The following is a 16730-nucleotide window of genomic DNA, read 5'->3' as shown; positions in this document are numbered from 1 at the left end:
CTTCCTTGGGGCAGCGCTTTTTTTATGCGGTCTCCTTACAGCTTTCGATGTAAGCTTCTACGTCTTTCAACTTATACATGACTCTTCCCCTGACCTTAAAGAAAGGAATAGCCATGTCTTGGCGGATACGGTAAAGAGTTCTACGTGAACACTTCAATATTTCGCAGACTTCAGATGGTTTTAACAAAACGCTAGATGGTGTATTTTTCATTTTTAACCCAGTTGTATTGTCAAAAAAAATGCCTCGCTTGGACAAAGATAGACAAACTACTGGGTTAAAACAAATTTTCACCCCATCATAGCTATGTGTTTTTTATTTATTTCACGAACGAATGTTTTTAACTTGTTGATATAAAAGGCCTTAGGTTTAGATGGAGGGTTTAAAGAAAGTAACCTGGAGTAAGGGTTTTCCAATGGAACCTTTAAAAGAACACTTCTATCATAAAGCTCTTTCCTGTCGAGAAATGCTTCAAATCTTTGCAGTCCTCTGTAAAATACAAGTGAGCCATATGATACACGAAAATTGAAGTCGTTATGGGATGCAAGGAGAAAGTAATATTCTATGTCGTATTTAATATCTTCAGGTAACTTGATAAATTTATTGACGATGAATCTTGATATCGCATTATAGTTTGACTCAAAAGTATTTTCCAACCTTACGTATGGACTAAACCTTCCCTGATCATACTCTCGAAGAAATGATTTTAATTTAGTAGTAAGTAAAGTATCCAAAGGTTCAAGAGCGGTAGTCCTAAGCAATTTTACCCTTTTCCCCAAACCATTAAGTGAAAATCTCTTTGGAGCAACGGATATTTCATACTGGATTACTGCTTTTATGTAATCCATATAATTTTTAACTTCTCTAGCAAGATTCCAGCCGAAGCCTTCTGTTTCAAAGTCCATTCTTTCCAAATCAAGCATAAGATGCTCATATTCATCTTCGTCAGCGTAAAAAGCATACGGATCTATATCATCTATATTGTACAAAGGGAGTACCGGTAAATGAGTATTCTTAGATTCATAAATTACTCTGATATATAGCTGATAGCTTTCAGGAGCATCACCCAAAACTTTGGGCTTAAGCCTAGTATTAAGAAACGGAACACAAGTAATGGTCTTTTCTGAAGTAGCCATTTTCTCAAATTTATTTCCAGATCCGGCATTTTAGAAAATGGAGAGAAAGCAAATACCTTTTTCTCCTGGTTTATACGCAAAAACACATCATCCTTTTGGGTCTGTTATCAAGCTAAAAAGCCCTGTATTCAGAGAATACAGGGCTTTGCTAGCATTTTTTAAGGTATTGCGTGAATACCCTGTCGTGCCCAGAACAGGATTCGAACCTGCACATCCATAAGGACACTACCCCCTCAAGGTAGCGCGTCTACCAATTTCGCCATCTGGGCATGGATTAGTAGTGCTTATTTTAAAAGCGATGCAAATATACACTTCTGGTCTTTACAAAAGCAAAGTTTTACGGCATTTTTTTGATCGCTTTTTTAAAAACCAATCCTTTGACCGTTTAACCGTTAAACACAGGAATTGCACTGTATCGTTCCACAAAGGCTTTCATTTCGTCAACCATGCCAGGTGACCCAATTGCAATTGTAGCCCTTTGGTGAAGGTGATTGACCTCGAGTTCAAGGATGCGCTCCAGCTGACAGGTGATGGCTTTGCCACCGGCCTGCTCCACAATATAAGCCAGCGGGTTGCACTCGTATACCAGCCTGAGCTTTCCCTGTGGGTATTTACGGGTGTTAGGGTAGAGGAAAATGCCGCCCTGGAAGAGTATACGGTGAATGTCAGAGACCATAGACCCGATATAGCGCAACCGAAGGTTCAGGTCAGAACAGTGGTCTATATACCGGCGCATTTCCACATCAAACTTCAGGTAGTAGCCCTGATTGACGGAGTAGTAGTTTCCGCGGTCCGGTATCTGAATATCGGTATGGCTCAGACAAAACTCTCCGATTGTGGGGTCCAGGGTAAAACCGTTGACTCCCCGCCCCGTGGTGTAAACCAAGAGGGTAGAGGTACCATAAAGCACATAGCCGGCAGCCACAAGGTCTATACCCCTCTGCAGGAAATCTTCTACTTCAACGGTAGACTCAGCATCGCTAAGGCGGCGGTAGATCCCGAAAATAGTCCCTACAGAGACGTTGACGTCGATGTTGGAAGACCCGTCCAGCGGATCAAAGACCACGACATACTTGGATGCTTTGGAAGCCACAGAGTTAATGGGAATAATATCTTCCAGTTCCTCCGAAGCCACCCCACAGCACTCTCCGCTGTTTTTCAGGCAGTCGATCAGTTTCTCATTGGCATAAAGGTCGAGTTTCTGTACGGTGTCGCCGGAGGCATTCTCTTCCCGGGCCTCCCCAAGGATGTTGACCAGCCCGGCTTTGTTGACTTCGCGGTTGACAATTTTGGCAGCTACGCCAATATCGCGCAGCAGGCCGGTCAGTTCTCCGGAAGCATAGGGGAAATCTTTTTGCCGTCGGATGATAAATTCATCTAAAGTGACGATTCGGCTCATAATTTGGATATTTGTGGTTAGGAAGGGTAAATATAAAAACTGAGCCGGAGTAAAGGGGTGACAAATGGCATTAAAAGCTCCCTGACCGATACCGTTGTACCAGGAAAGGGAGCCGCAAACACTATTTAGAAATGCAATTTTAATTTTTGCAATCCGGGTCAATTGCACAAGCAATCTCCCGCAAGAAATTAGCGATTGCCTTTTTCACATGATACCAAAGTCTCTTGCCCCATTTTCGTAAAAGACCGGGCGATTTCTGCGACATTACCATGTCTGCGGCATAGCTTAACAGTTCACTTGCCTGTTTCATCTCTGTGGCTACGGTGCGGTCATCTACCTCGTCAGCGTTAGCTGTGTCATAGACTAAATTTGCTGATTGGTCAATCAGCTTTGACAGGATTTGCTTTTCTTCAGCAGTCATAATGATTTGGTTTTTGAGGCTTACTCTGTTTAAGAGATGCTAACATAGCATCTCTAAGGCTTTTCGGCATCCGCCTATTCGTTTTTTGGGTTGTACAGATTTGAAATACACCAGTCTATTGCAGCTTAGGGTATAACCTTACCGTCTTGGAGAAACTTTTTTCAAAAAAAACAGGAAAGTTGACTTTGACAGGGGAACAGTAACAAGTTGAAAGGCCCAGAGCGCATTATTTTTTAAGCGGGTGCAAAAAAAGCCAAAGAATCTCTTATAATTGTACAGCGATGGAACAACACCCAGATCATAAGCACATACTGGCATTGCGCCAGGGCGATTTCTCCACCCTGGATCATATATACAGGGAGCATGCTCCGACTATTACTCAATGGGTAGTACGCAATAGCGGCTCAGTGTCTGATGCTCAGGATGTTTTCCAGGAGGGGATTATCGCACTGCACCAGAAAGCGCAAGACCCAACTTTTTTGCTCACCTGCCCCCTTGGGGCATTGCTCTTCCAAATTTGCCGGAATAAGTGGTTTTCCCAGCTCCGCAAAAAAAATCGGGAAACGGAGGTAAGAAATGCAGAAGCCGAACGATATGAATCTGAAGGCATCGTTCAGAACACCCTGGAACAAATTGAAGAAGAAGAAATCAGGCAGCGTAAGCTCGACCAGGCATTTGGCCAGTTGAGTGAGCTCTGCCAGCAGCTACTACAACTTTTGGCTTCCGGAATGGCTTCCGCCGAAGTCGCCGAACAACTTGGTATGAATAATACTAATACGGTGTACCGTCGGAAGAACGCTTGTGCAGAGCGGTGGCGCAATTTGTTTAATGCTCAAACCGCCTGACGTATGGAAGCATCAGACTATTTACTCATCGACCAATACCTGCAGGGAGAGCTGCCCGAAGAAGCGCAGCCTGCTTTCGAGCAACGCCTGCAGGATGACCGTGCATTTGCGGAAGCGCTCAGGGAGCGGCAGCAGATGCAAAACTACTTGAAGCATCAAGTGCAAAAGCCTGCGCTGGAAAAACGCATGGCTGATCTGGGGGCACGGTACTTTCAAGACGAAGCAAACACGGATTCCGCTGACCCGAAAGAGGGAATAGTGGTGCCGCTTTGGCGACGAAAGCCGATATGGCTCGTAGCGGCTGCCGCAGCCATCGCCTTGATATTATTGGTTTGGAACCCGTTCCAGACTTCTGCAAACTTGTACGAACAGTACGCCCTGCACCCCACGCTTGCCCTGCAAGAACGAAGCGTGGACGGCAGCAGCCTGGAGACGGCAGAACAAGCCTTCAACCAAGGGCAGTACGAAGCTGCCTACACCCAACTATCTGCTTTGGAAGAGCAACTACCGGAAAATCCACAGTTGAAGCTGTCTTTAGGCATCGCTGCATTGGAAACCGATCGGGTTCAGGAAGGCAGGGCTCAATTTGAGGCACTAGCTGAAGGCGATACTGCCCTGCAGGAATACGGCCGCTGGTATTTGGCGCTAAGCTATGTCAAAACGGGCGACAACGAAGCAGCCCGGCCCCTACTGCAAGCACTGGCCGAACAGCCCTCTGCTTTCCAGCAACAGGCACAAGATTTACTCCAGCAACTTTAATCCCTAGCTGAAAAAGCAATAATCCCAACACACCCTGTCAGCACCAGCCATTTGCCTGCTCAAAGCCAGGCCTGGGCTTATTTTCTAAACCTCAAAACAACGCATTATGGAGACTCTACGCTTTTGCATATTTCTAACCTGTTCATCCCTGCTCGCTACGTTTTCCTTCGCCCAATCCCCTATCATCGCTTTCCCCTTTGACAACAACGATGATTTCATGGAATGGGATACCCCAGGTGGCAACTGGCAATGGGTAGACGATGGTAAGGCTGAAGTGTTTAATACAACGCTATGGGACGGCAGAGACTCCATCCTTTCCCGATCCCAGGGGGGAGCAGCGGCGATTGCCGGCACACCAGGAGTGCTGGTTAGCCCTCCCATCGACCTCAGCGGGGAGAGCCAGGTGTTTCTCCGCTTTAATCAGTACTACCGCGCGCTGGAAGGGTCGACTGTTGTAAGAGTACGGAACCTTTCAGGTGGCGGTCAGGAATTCTTTACCATCAACCAGAATGTACTGCCACAAGTAGAAACGGGCCCTAGGGCAGTAGAAGTTATCGACATCACCAGTATAGCGGCAGACGCTAACGTTGAGATCTCTTTCTTTTTTGAAACAACTCAATACTTTTGGATCATCGACGATGTGGAGTTCTACAATACGTTTCCCTACCCTGAGACTCGGCCCGCCCAATATCGAGACACCTTTCCCGCTTTGGGCTACGCCTACACGCCAGATGACGCCGGTTGGCCCTACATCCCTAATGAAATTGTGGTACAGATCGTACCCGGAACCGATCCCGATAGTGTGGTAGCCCTGCGGGACACGCTCGGGGCAAAACTTATAGACTCTTGCGTCTGCAACTCCCTCCAACTTTGGGAATTGGGCGACAGTGTCATCACCAATCAAAATGGAATGCTGTTCCCTGTAGGACCGACTCTTGATATCTTAGAACGCGTTAAAGGCGCCAGCTCTTCAGTCATCATCCAGGAAGCAGACCCCAACTATTACACCGTAGCACAGTTGCAGCCTGAGATGATTACGGACAACCCTATGCTTACGCAAAATGATCTAGCAGGCATTCCTGACGCCATTAACGATGCAGTGCGCATTGCCGTGTTGGATACGGGTGTAGATTACAAGCATGAAAAACTAGATGGATACATCTACAAAAAGCCGGATGCCCTCAACAACGCCACAGACGATGATAACAATTGCGCTGAGGACGACCCTATCGGTTGGGATTTCGTTTCTGAAGATGACATCAGCAACAACCCGATGGACGACCACAGTCATGGCACGCATGTGGCGGGCATCATCGCTCAGACACTCGATCAGGCTTGTACTGAAGGTTGCCGCTTTCAAATCATCCCGTACAAAACACACGATGCTCAAGGGGTCTCCAGTTTATATCAAGTGGCCTGCGCCACTTACCAGGCAATAGAAGACAGTGTGGCCGTCATTAATGACAGCTGGGGTTTTTACGGTAGCGGCGCAGGTAGCGATGGCAGCAACGATATTCTGAAAAATGCCATCGACTCAGCAGAACTTAACAACATATTGGTCGTTTCCGCAGCGGGGAATGACTCCCTGATGCTTGATACCCTATTGCAATACCCGGCCTGCTATAATGCGCCTAACGAAATCACTGTAGGATCTATACTTCAAGATGGAGACCAAGTACTAGGCCGGGCCGTATTCTCTAATTTTAGCGATACCTGGGTGGATATTTTAGCGCCGGGTGTGAATATCGACAGCTATTTACCTCAGGATAGCTCCGGCCTAAAATCCGGCACTTCCATGAGCGCGCCGGCGGTGAGCGCAGCGGCGGCAATCGTCTATTGTAAGCTAGGAAGGCAAACACCCTACGCAGAGGTCAAATCACTCCTGCTCAATACGGCAGACAAGACACCATCGTTGGACACCGTCGCTGTTGACGGCAACTTACTTAATATACTGACCTTGTGTACGACCCCTACGCAGGCTGCCCCGCTAACTGAGTTCATACATTTCTACCCCAATCCGGCGCGTGACGCTGTACAGCTGGAATTACCACCAATTCCAGATGCAGCCGAGTTAGAAGTCTTCCACCTCAGCGGCCAGCGTATGGGGCAATGGCAAGTCTCCTCTTCCGCTTACCCCCAGACGATGGATATTGATGTACAGCATTTGCCAGCAGGCACCTATATGCTACGCCTCCTGTACAAGGGACAGCTTTGGGTAGGCCGGCTGATTAAACTATAACAGTCAAATACCCTATATTACGGATAACAAACCCTCTTGCCCCAGTTCGCATTTCGTGAGCTGGGGCATCAACCCTTCAAGTCTATGCCTGCACACCGCCTTCCATACCTTCTGCTTTACCTTCTTTTCAGCTTTTCTGCTTTCGCAAAATGCCCGAAAAAACCTATTCTACCCATAGTGAAGGCTGGAGACCGGGCGGAACTGCAATTATTGGCTGAAGCGCTGAAAGACTGCCCAGAGTTGGTGGATTCGCTTGGCTTGGTCTACCATACGCTTGGTGTATTATCCTTTCAAAATAGAGACATGCCCCAGGCTGTTCAAGAGATGCAACAAGCCGTGGATTATCGTAATAAAGCATTTGCCGGCAAAGCACACGAAGACCTCGGCCGTTCCTACTTCAATCTTGGATTTTTCCACGAAAGATTGAAAGCCTACGGAAAAGCGTCGACTTGCTACCAAGCGGCGGCGGCCATTCAGCAGGAACTCAACAACAGGGTATTGCACCGAGCTGCTGCGCTCCGGGTGGCAAAGATGGATAGCTATGCCGGCGATTTCGACAAAGCAGAACGCCTGCTGAGATGGGTAATCGAAGACACACAGGAAGGGGAAGCACTCAACCTGGCGAAAGCAAGATCAGATTTAGGGCTTTTGTACACAGAACGAAAGGCTTCTCAAAAGGCCATCCAACAGCTTCAACTTGCCCTGCCCTACTTCAGTCAACAGGAGATGCTTCAAGATGAAGCCGCCGCTTTGCTGAATTTAGCGAAAGCCCACTATCACTTAGGCCATTTCACAGAGACGAAGCAATTTGGTTCACAAGCGCTGGCCAGTTACCAAGCCCTTGAAGATATCGATTACCAAGCCAGAGTAAAAAACCTTTTGGGGCTTGCTGCAATGAAAAGCCAGCAGCATGACTCCGCAGCGCAGCTATTAAAAGAGGCGTTGGAACTCGCCCGCATAGCAGAGGCAAAAGAGGATGCTGCTGCCATCATGGATAACATTGGGGAGCTTGCCTTGCAGCAGGGCAAACCGGATCAAGCCGCCGATTGGTTCCTGAAGGCTATGCAGACTTTGAAAGCTGATTTCTACCCTGACAGCCCCTTGCAAAAAGCCGAAAGGCAATATTTGGAGAAGACACCATACAAGGTAGATTTATCTATTTACCTCAATGACCTGCTCCGGGCATTGCTTGCCCAACATGAGCAATCTGGTGAGGAACAGTACCTACAGGCCGCTGCACCCTGGCTAAAGGCTGGCGATTATCTCATCGACCAGTTGAGAAGTGCCCATAGTGATGCCGGCACAAAACTGTTTTGGCGGGAAGAAGCCCTGCCTTTTTATGAGCGGGCCGTCCGTATTTGCACGGCGCAGCAAGCCACAGCCGATGCCTTTTACTTTTTGGAAAAAAGCCAGTCCGTTTTATTGCTGGAAGCTCTGGCGGAGGCAGATGCCCTTTCCTCTATACCAGACTCGCTGCAGCAGCAGGAGCGAGCCCTGCGGAGGCAGTTGAACCGCCTGCAACTGGAGCTGGATCAAGCCGGTTCTGAAAGCGTGGCCGTAGTGCTCGATCAGGCACTTGGCGTAGAACAAGAACTGGAACGCCTTACAGACTACCTGAGCCAGTCATTTCCCGTGTACCAAAGACAAACAGCTGGTGCAGCTGTGATCGGTTGGGAGCCCTTCCAACGCAACTACCTCAAAGGGCAGAGCCGGGCACTGATCCACTATCTATTCGGTGAAGAACGAGCCTATCTGCTTTATGCCAATGGTCAGGAATCGCAACTCCTTGATTTGGGTAGTAGTGATACGCTAGCCAGGCAAGTGGAAAGTTTCCTGCATTGGTTTAGCGCTCCCACTCTCATTGAGCAGGCACCAGCAGCTTATAAGGAACAGGCATATGCCTTGTTTCAAAAGCTATTACCCATCTCCGGTCCGCTTAAGGCAAAGGCACTGCTTGTTATCCCCGGCGGGCCACTTGCTTATGTGCCTTTTGAAGCCTTGCTCTCTGCCTCTTACCCTGGTACCGACCTCAGCACAGCCCCTTACCTTGTGAACAGCCATGTAGTGAGCTACAGCTTTTCTGCAACTTTGTACGATCAGTTGGAAAATAACACAGGCAGTCCAGTCATGCAGGCTTATGCCATGGCTCCCTTCGCTCAGCAGGCAAAGGGTAGTCATGGCACCCTGGAATACAGTCCTGTCGAGCTGGAAGCTATAGCTGCCCATTTCCAGGTGCACTCCTTCCGTGATGGTGCTGCTACCCGGCAAGCTTTCATAGCAGCCATGGGGCAGGCAGGTATTTTGCATCTGTCTACCCATGCCTACGGTGCCTACGATGGCAAACAGCCGTATATCGCACTGGCAGACTCTTCCATCTTCCTGACTGACCTGTACCATTGGGATATTCCTGCAGAACTCGTTGTATTGAGTGCCTGCCAAAGCAATATAGGGCGCCTGGCGCGGGGAGAAGGCGTGCTTGGCCTGGGTAGGGGCTTCTTTTACGCTGGCGCAAATAGTATTGTGGCTAGCCTATGGAACCTCAATGATCAAAGTGCCAGCCAAATCATTTCGGCCTTCTACGCAAGCCTGGCGGAAGGGCAGCCCAAAGCTGCAGCCCTACAGTCTGCCAAGGTACAATACCTGCAAGATACCAAAGTGGCTGCTTTCCGAAAATCTCCTTACTACTGGGCGGGCCTCACGTATTATGGTGACAGTAAGCCATTGAAAGCCGAAGGGGCAGGCTCCCCCCTGTGGTGGGCCTTTGGATTGATTGGGTTCCTGGTCATAGCAGCTTACTTTTTTGGGCGGCGCAGAGCCTGAAGATGCCTGGCCAACTCAACCAATCCGACAATCAATGGTTTACAAAGGGTACCAGAAAGAAGCCAGACCACACGTGAAGCAATTAGCCTATCTAAATAAGTTTTTCCTCCGTTACAAAAAGCACCTTCTTTTAGGGATCCTTTTTGTGTCCCTGTCCAACTATTTCCGGGTGCTGCAGCCGCAGATGATCCGCCAGGCACTGGACCTGGTAGTGGAAAATATTGGTTTGTTCGGGCTGTTAAATGGCTTCGAGCTACAGCCCAAACTGTACAGTATGCTGGGCAAGTCGCTGCTTTATTTCGGCGTGCTGGTGCTGTTGTTCGCCTTGCTGATGGGGGTTTTTATGTACTTCATGCGCCAGACGATCATCGTCATGTCCCGGCTCATTGAGTATGATATGCGCAAAGAGATTTTTCAGAAGTACGAAGACCTCAGCATGGCTTTTTACAAGCGCAACAAGACCGGCGATATGATGTCGCGTATCACCGAAGACGTTTCGAAAGTGAGGATGTACCTTGGGCCCGCGGTTTTGTATGGCATCAACCTGGTTTCGCTTTTTGTGCTTGTGATTTACTCTATGCTGAGCGTAAATGTCGAGCTGACACTTTATGCCCTTGCCCCCTTGCCCATATTATCTGTATCAATATACTATGTTAGCAATCTGATCAACAAAAAAAGTGAGATCATTCAGCGGCAGCTGGCTCACCTGAATACGAATGCGCAGGAGATTTACTCTGGTATACGGGTTGTCAAGTCCTATGTACAGGAGAAACCAATGCTATCTTTTTTTCGAAAGGAGAGCGATATATACCGGGAAAAAGCACTGGACCTGGCTAAGGTTGATGCTTTCTTTTATCCGTTGATGGTCCTGCTAATTGGTGCAAGTACGGTAATCACAGTTTATATCGGGGGGCTGCAGGTCGTGCGGGGTTCGATTAGCACGGGCAATATTGCTGAGTTTGTTATTTACGTCAATATGCTGACCTGGCCGGTAACTGCTATAGGCTGGATTGCTTCTATCGTTCAGCAGGCAGCAGCATCCCAGAAGCGGATCAATGAGTTTTTGAGCCTTGAACCGGAGATAACGAACCACACGGAGACCACAACGGAGGAGATCCGCGGAGCAATCGCCTTTGAAAAGGTCTCTTTTGTTTATCCCGATACCGGGACACAGGCCCTTAAAGATGTTAGCTTCGAGCTGCAGGCAGGGCAAAAGATGGCCATTATAGGTAAAACGGGGTCGGGCAAGTCTACCATTGCAGATCTGCTGGTCCGTATGTACGACGTTGAGCAGGGTCGGGTCACGGTGGATGGTAAGGACGTCCGGGACCACAACCTCTTTCAACTGCGCCGCGCAGTGGGGTATGTACCTCAGGATGTCTTTCTGTTCTCTGACACCATCGCGCATAATATAGCATTTGGTAAGCGGGACGCCAGCCGGGAAACAGTGGAGGAATATGCTCGCTATGCGGCTGTATATGACGACATCATGGAGCTGTCTAACGGCTTCGATACCTTCGTAGGCGAAAGAGGGGTGACCCTTTCCGGGGGGCAAAAACAAAGGGTGTCTATTGCCAGGGCTTTTCTTAAACAGCCTGATATTGTCTTGTTGGATGATTGTCTGTCTGCGGTGGACACGAAAACCGAGCAGCAAATTTTGGGGTACCTATCCGGTGCCCTCGCCAACAAGACCGCAATTATCATTACGCACCGGATTTACTCGTTGTTGGAATTCGACAAAATCCTGGTCCTTGAGGATGGCCGAATCGCAGAATCCGGTACTCATGAAGAGCTGATCAAGCTGGGGGGGTACTATGCGGAAATGGTCGAAAACCAGCGCCTTGAGGAAGTCGATGAAGGCCAGCCTGCCCGATGATTAAAATCACTCTTTTTGCTGATTATTAACAGTGCTTTTTGAGCCTGATCTCTTTAGGATTGGGATGTAAAGAGTGTTATGATTCCTGGCTTAAATATTGCTTCAGGATAGCCTCATTCAACTCACCTCGCTGAATACCAGTCTGATACCAATATTGGTTCACCAAATATACGAGCCATGAAAGCTTACCAGGTTATTTTTACAGCGGGCTTTTCCATTCTCCTTTTCCTAATCATGGGCTGCCAGAAAGAAGAAACGGTACTGGCAGAGTCAATTGATCGCAACCCCACGCTGATCAGCCGTTATGTGCCTGGCCCGGGCACTTCAGACTGCCTGCTTATTGATTGTGAAACAGCTATTGAAAACGCACGGGAGGCACTTATGGAAAAAGCGGAAAGTGAATGTGGGGTGTTCATGTCTGCCATCCGGTGCTGTGAAGCTAATCAGGAAGTCTATCTGATGTACCGGTACAGTTCGGACTGTGAGCGTGGCGTGCCATCAGAAGCTCCACTGAGCAGCGGTGATGGCGCATATGCTTTACTGGCACCCAGTCCTGTAGGTGTCGAGCTTTTAGAAAGCCATTGTATCAATGGGGGCACCTCCCTGCGCATCATGCTGAAGGGTGGGGCGCTGCCGCTTCCACTGGGCCCGTTTGAAGTTCATTGGTGGGTAGATTATGAATATCAGGGGAACGATACCCAAATTGATTGCGTATCCGGGGAAGAAGCTCAGTTGCTGATCATCGATCACTGGAACGAGGGCGCAAAACAGTGGTACAGGTTTGATTTGCACGAAACCGACCCTGTATTTACGCATTAATGGGTGCTTTGAAATCTCCTGCAATTATTTACTTTTGTAAGGCACGTTTTCATTTACGTAACTAAACCTTCACAAGTAGTGGATAACGGGAGTAACCAAAGAAGAATTGATAGCGAGTACTCGCTTAAAATGCGTGCTGGCAAACGAAGAACCTACTTCTTTGATGTGCGGCGAACGAAAGGTGACGATTTTTACATTACCCTCACCGAAAGCACCAAAAAGTTTAATGGCGACGGGTACGAGCGGCATAAGATTTTCTTGTACAAGGAGGATTTTAACCGATTCCTGAGTCACCTTGAGGAAACAATAGACCACGTTAAGGAAAACCTGATGCCGGAGTATGACTATGACGAGTTCACCCGCCGGCATGAGGAGTACGAAGATGAACAAGCCGATAATGGTAGCTTTTCCGATAACGGCAGTGATCAGTTGGAGACAGACGAGGATATCAGCTGGTAAAAAGAAGAACAGGCTTTGCTTGTCAGCGCTTGGTTGATACAATGCCTGCGTTTATGCCATTCCACATCCGGTTGGCAAGGGCGAAAAGCCTGTCCTTCTTTATTTACCCCGTACTTTTGCGGGTTCATAGATCCTTGGTTTGGAATAGAGCCAGGCTCCAAACATAGTCTGATATAACCGGTTAAATACCTTATTCCTTAACCGGGTGGCATTGCAGTGCTGTCTGATTGCCAATGACAGTCAGTCTTTTAGAGCGTGTTGCCGAAAGGGTAGAGGCATACCTTGTCATGTTTTGCCTCTTGCTTTTCCCCATCGGTAATGCAACTGTGCCGGAGCTTAAAGCCTGACGCTAATGCCAATTGTGGCAATAGAAACCCCGAATCCAACTTCCCCAAACAGGCCTACTCTTTGGCCAAGGCAATACCGGGCACCAAGGAAGGCGGTGTACAGAAAGTTGCTGCCGGTACGGCCAATACCTCTTTCTGCTTTTATCTTTTTTTCTTCTCCCTGCATCATCTCGATAGCAGAGTTGGTGTAGCCTACATTCAGGCCGCCGTAAATATTTAAGCAATCATTGATAAGCCTGCTGTGAGCGGCAGCACGAAGCGTCACCGTTGAGAATTTGTTGCGCCACTGAGCGGTAGTGCCGTCCCGGAACTGGTATATTCCTGACTCCGTGATTGAATAAGAACCGGCAAGCCCAAGACTGAAGTTTTCGGTGAACTTATAATCAGCAGTAAGGCTCATTGGCAGCATTTTGGCTTTGCCGTGGTCCTTTACAAATGTTGGAAGGACACCAATGCCAAGGTTGAGGTCAACATGTGGCTTAAAACGCTGGGCTTGTACAAACTGAATAGCCAGGCAGAGTACAGTAAGGCTGAGGAATAGCTTTTTCATGGTTCCAAATTTTAGGTGTTCTAAAACGATTATCACCGTCCAGCTGCAAAAAGCTTAACGGTACAAAGTATTGTGATTACTGCATTGAGTGGAGCGATGCTGTCCGTAAGCTCGGGATGAGCATAGCACTCCTGCTGCAACACACTTTATGTGTTGCACTAATTTTTAGAAACAGCCAGGCTAATGACATCTGACATAAGATTGCCATGCAGCTCATTGCCGTTTCAAAATTCCAACCTTGTACCCCAATTATTCAGAATAGCATTATTGCTATTGTATCCAGAATTTGAGCGCTCTTTAATCCCTGTTTGCTTATTAATTACGCCTTCAAGTTATTACCATTGACGTGAAAAATCCAGGCCTCGTTGGGTGCTTAATCAAAAATTAACATCTTTTTTCAAAATTTTTAACTCAGCCCCTTATTTTGTTTGGATAATGTTAAAACGGCTTTTGGTTTATTTTGGTGTATGGATGGAATGTTTTAATAGTTTAAAATCACCAAAATGCCGCCGCTTTTACATTCGTCAAAACTTTATTTACTCTCAAGATAAGTCATTGCCTGCAAAAGGTCAATCCTTGAATTTCCTATAAGTCAGCTTTCAGACTGAAATTTCGGGAAGCGTCTAAATCATGCTCGTATGTTCTTACATATACTCTATACATCAAACAGCCGTTGCGTTGCATGGCTACAACGTTTTTTTTCTAAATCGTCAGAAAAGTAAAGCCAACAGAAAAAATAATAAGGCTTATCCACCCCTAATAAGATCCAAAGTAACGCCGCAGCGCCCATTCAGAAGCCAGCAATAGCAAAAGGATCGCAAACAACCATTTAAAATTAATGATAGGCTGCGTTTGAGCTGTTTCGTAAATCACAGGTTTAACCGTGTCCCGGCTACGGATAGCAGCGGCAATTTCTAAAATAGACTCCGGGTAGTAAACGGCCCCACCGTACTGCTCGCTCAGCAGGCGCATGGTGTTGTGATCGGCCGTTGTTTCATATTGCTCAAGCTGTATAGGCTGAATGCTGAACTGGCCATCATAGGTGAGCCGTTCGCCGCCAAAGAATACGCTGCCGGTGAACTGATAGTTGCCAACTGGCAGGATGCCCGCATTGAGCCGGTAGGCATTTCCGGCTTTATTGAAGGTGAAATTGTATTCTTTCCCTGCGGCATCTTTTACGGTCAGACTGGCGTCAGGGTCGTTAACGAGTTCAAAGCTCTGGTTATACAGTTCGGCATCGAAGTAAACGGGCTCATTTTCATCGAAGATGTTTTTGCTGAGGCTGATCCGGAACCGGCGTTTGTCTTCTTTCAGGCTGAGGTATTGTACTATTTTTCCGATGAGCTCATTGAACCGCTCGTGGTCCTGGTTCTGAAGATAGTCAAACAACCGCCAGCGCCAGACGCCCTCCCCGCCCAGCACACCTACCTTAGTGCCACTCCCTTCACCCAGCACCAGCAAGGGGTAATCTGTTTCCACTTTGCCAATACGCTGATAGAGTAGGGCAGAGGCGCTGCTCTCGATATTGTAATCACCAAACACAGCGGTGAGTGGAGTGTACCCCGGGAGTTGTTCCTTGAGGTCCTCGCTAAGTTGGAAAAGGTTGAAGCCCGGCTTGAAATAGGCTTGCACCTGATTGGTCGAGCTGCCACGGCGCTGAATGCTGAGTACCCGCTGTGCCTGATTGAATTGCGGTAAGTCCGTTTGATTGCCCACCACAAACAAATGCGGTATTTGCTGACTGGCAATGGCGTTTAGCACGGAGGTGGCTGCCTTGCTCCGGCTGGGCAGGTTATGCAGGATAATAAAATCAAACTCGCTGGGAGATTCCTCCAGGTTATCTACGGTAGCGGTGGTTACCTGGTAGTTCTGATTGTTGGAAAGGGCCTGCCGGAAGGCGGTTAGGTCAGGATGAGGCGCATTGCCCAAAACAAGGATTTTCTGACGGGCATCCAGCACGTCAATAAAAATATCCTTGCTGTTGTTGACCACAGCAGCTTCCTCCGGGATTTCACTAAGTGTAATCCGGAAGCGCTGTACCCCCGCCTGATCTGCATCAAGAATGAACTCGCGGGTTTCAAACCAGTTATTCTGGTCAATCGTGACGGCTTCCTGCTGCAGGAGCGATGCTTTGCCGTTCACGATCTTATAAACATTCACCCGGCTGTTGCTCCCAGCGGCATTATCGCCTGCCAGGTCTACCTGTATGCTGAACTTGTCGCCGAGGTAAACAATGCGATTGTGAAAAACCCGCTTGACCAGCAAGTCACGCTGCGCAGTCGTATCACCCAGCGGAATCGAGAACAGCGGTGCATCCAGGGCGGCATTGGCATACAGCGGATTGCTGCCTTCGTTGTAAATGCCATCGGAGGCTAATACTACCGCACCAAGGTTCTGCCCGCTATAAAGGTCGTAGAGGGAAGAAAGGGCCTCGGCGATATTGCTTTGCTTGTCAGTAAAAGCAGAGTCAATGCCTTCCCGGACTTCACTGCCGAATCCGTACGTTTTTACTTCGTATTCGCCTTCCAGCTCAGCCTGCAAGGCATTCAGGGACGATAAATAGGCTGCTTTCTGTGCGCCCAGGGCAGCCCCAACAGATTCAGACTGGTCCTGTGCGATAAGGATGATCGGTTTTTTGACATCCCGCACCACTCTGCGCAGGAGAGGAGTGAGCAACAAAATGGCAATCAGGCTGACCGCCGCGAACCGAAGGAGCCCCAGCAGCGTGTTTAGGGTGCTGCTCTGGGAGCGGAATGCTGTAGACCGATAGTAGAGTATTCCTGCAAAAAGACCACCCAACGCAAGGCAGAGGAATAAATACCATACCGGATACTGAAAGCTAATATTGTCCATCAATTCTTTTATTTTGCTGCGCTCATCGTCAGAGCACACAATAATAACGGATTTTTCAGGAGACCACCTGAACCTCCTGTTAGTATTTTGTTAAAACACTAACTGAGACATACATTTGGGAGCCTGTTCGTTTAATATCTTATATTACGAGTTTAGTATACAATTGTGTGTCGTAAAATGTTGGACCGGGGGGCTAGCCCACGGCAAAA

Annotated in this window: 13 protein-coding genes and 1 tRNA gene; 7 read left to right on the top strand and 7 right to left on the bottom strand. The window is 48.1% G+C overall.

Translation table 11 applies throughout. From position 1 onward, the window contains the following. Positions 1-22: 22 nt before the first annotated feature. The 5 genes from ACO08I_RS06350 to ACO08I_RS06330 all read right to left on the bottom strand — a co-directional run bounded on the left by ACO08I_RS06350 (position 23) and on the right by ACO08I_RS06330 (position 2954). Entirely contained in the window at positions 23-211 is a 189-nt protein-coding gene (locus tag ACO08I_RS06350; RefSeq protein ID WP_421948840.1) for a helix-turn-helix domain-containing protein, read from the bottom strand. 77 nt (positions 212-288) lie between these two features. Further along, positions 289-1134, bottom strand: coding sequence for a hypothetical protein (locus ACO08I_RS06345; RefSeq protein ID WP_282781127.1), 846 nt, complete (start codon positions 1132-1134; stop codon positions 289-291). A gap of 185 nt (positions 1135-1319) precedes the next feature. Next, positions 1320-1403 (bottom strand) — tRNA-Leu (locus tag ACO08I_RS06340). 116 nt (positions 1404-1519) lie between these two features. Continuing rightward, positions 1520-2533, bottom strand: a complete 1014-nt coding sequence (gene fbp, locus ACO08I_RS06335) for a class 1 fructose-bisphosphatase (RefSeq protein WP_044228821.1) — start codon at positions 2531-2533, stop codon at positions 1520-1522. 139 nt (positions 2534-2672) lie between these two features. After that, positions 2673-2954, bottom strand: a complete 282-nt coding sequence (locus ACO08I_RS06330) for a hypothetical protein (protein WP_421948839.1) — start codon at positions 2952-2954, stop codon at positions 2673-2675. Between the two features lie 281 nt (positions 2955-3235). On the opposite strand from ACO08I_RS06330, the gene ACO08I_RS06325 reads away from it, so the two are divergent. From ACO08I_RS06325 to ACO08I_RS06295, 7 genes are all read left to right on the top strand, one after another. Next, on the top strand, positions 3236-3799 hold the full coding sequence (locus tag ACO08I_RS06325; protein ID WP_421948838.1) for an RNA polymerase sigma factor: 564 nt from the start codon (positions 3236-3238) through the stop codon (positions 3797-3799). A 3-nt stretch (positions 3800-3802) separates the two neighbouring features. Next, positions 3803-4558, top strand: coding sequence for a hypothetical protein (locus tag ACO08I_RS06320; RefSeq protein ID WP_421948837.1), 756 nt, complete (start codon positions 3803-3805; stop codon positions 4556-4558). 106 nt (positions 4559-4664) lie between these two features. Further along, positions 4665-6797: a S8 family peptidase gene (locus ACO08I_RS06315; protein ID WP_421948836.1), complete on the top strand. Its 2133-nt coding sequence runs from the start codon at positions 4665-4667 to the stop codon at positions 6795-6797. Between the two features lie 177 nt (positions 6798-6974). Continuing rightward, positions 6975-9617 carry a CHAT domain-containing protein gene (locus tag ACO08I_RS06310; protein ID WP_421948835.1) on the top strand — a complete coding sequence of 881 codons (2643 nt, stop codon included), beginning with the start codon at positions 6975-6977 and terminating at the stop codon, positions 9615-9617. Between the two features lie 73 nt (positions 9618-9690). Next, positions 9691-11493, top strand: a complete 1803-nt coding sequence (locus tag ACO08I_RS06305) for an ABC transporter ATP-binding protein (protein ID WP_421948834.1) — start codon at positions 9691-9693, stop codon at positions 11491-11493. A gap of 177 nt (positions 11494-11670) precedes the next feature. Continuing rightward, complete coding sequence (locus ACO08I_RS06300; RefSeq protein WP_282781232.1) at positions 11671-12312, top strand: hypothetical protein; 642 nt, start codon at positions 11671-11673, stop codon at positions 12310-12312. A 78-nt stretch (positions 12313-12390) separates the two neighbouring features. Beyond that, complete coding sequence (locus ACO08I_RS06295; protein ID WP_052516456.1) at positions 12391-12771, top strand: DUF3276 family protein; 381 nt, start codon at positions 12391-12393, stop codon at positions 12769-12771. A 336-nt stretch (positions 12772-13107) separates the two neighbouring features. Here ACO08I_RS06295 and ACO08I_RS06290 read toward each other — a convergent pair whose 3' ends face one another. Both ACO08I_RS06290 and ACO08I_RS06285 read right to left on the bottom strand, forming a co-directional pair. Beyond that, complete coding sequence (locus ACO08I_RS06290; RefSeq protein WP_421948833.1) at positions 13108-13668, bottom strand: outer membrane beta-barrel protein; 561 nt, start codon at positions 13666-13668, stop codon at positions 13108-13110. A 756-nt stretch (positions 13669-14424) separates the two neighbouring features. Beyond that, the gene (locus tag ACO08I_RS06285; RefSeq protein ID WP_421948832.1) at positions 14425-16521 is read right to left on the bottom strand and encodes a hypothetical protein; all 2097 of its coding nucleotides are present in this window, start codon (positions 16519-16521) and stop codon (positions 14425-14427) included. Positions 16522-16730 lie beyond the last annotated feature (209 nt).

Origin of the sequence: Phaeodactylibacter xiamenensis, assembly GCF_965229835.1 — a bacterium.
GTDB classification, from domain to species: domain Bacteria; phylum Bacteroidota; class Bacteroidia; order Chitinophagales; family Saprospiraceae; genus Phaeodactylibacter; species Phaeodactylibacter xiamenensis.
This window is presented reverse-complemented; position numbering and strand designations above follow the sequence as displayed.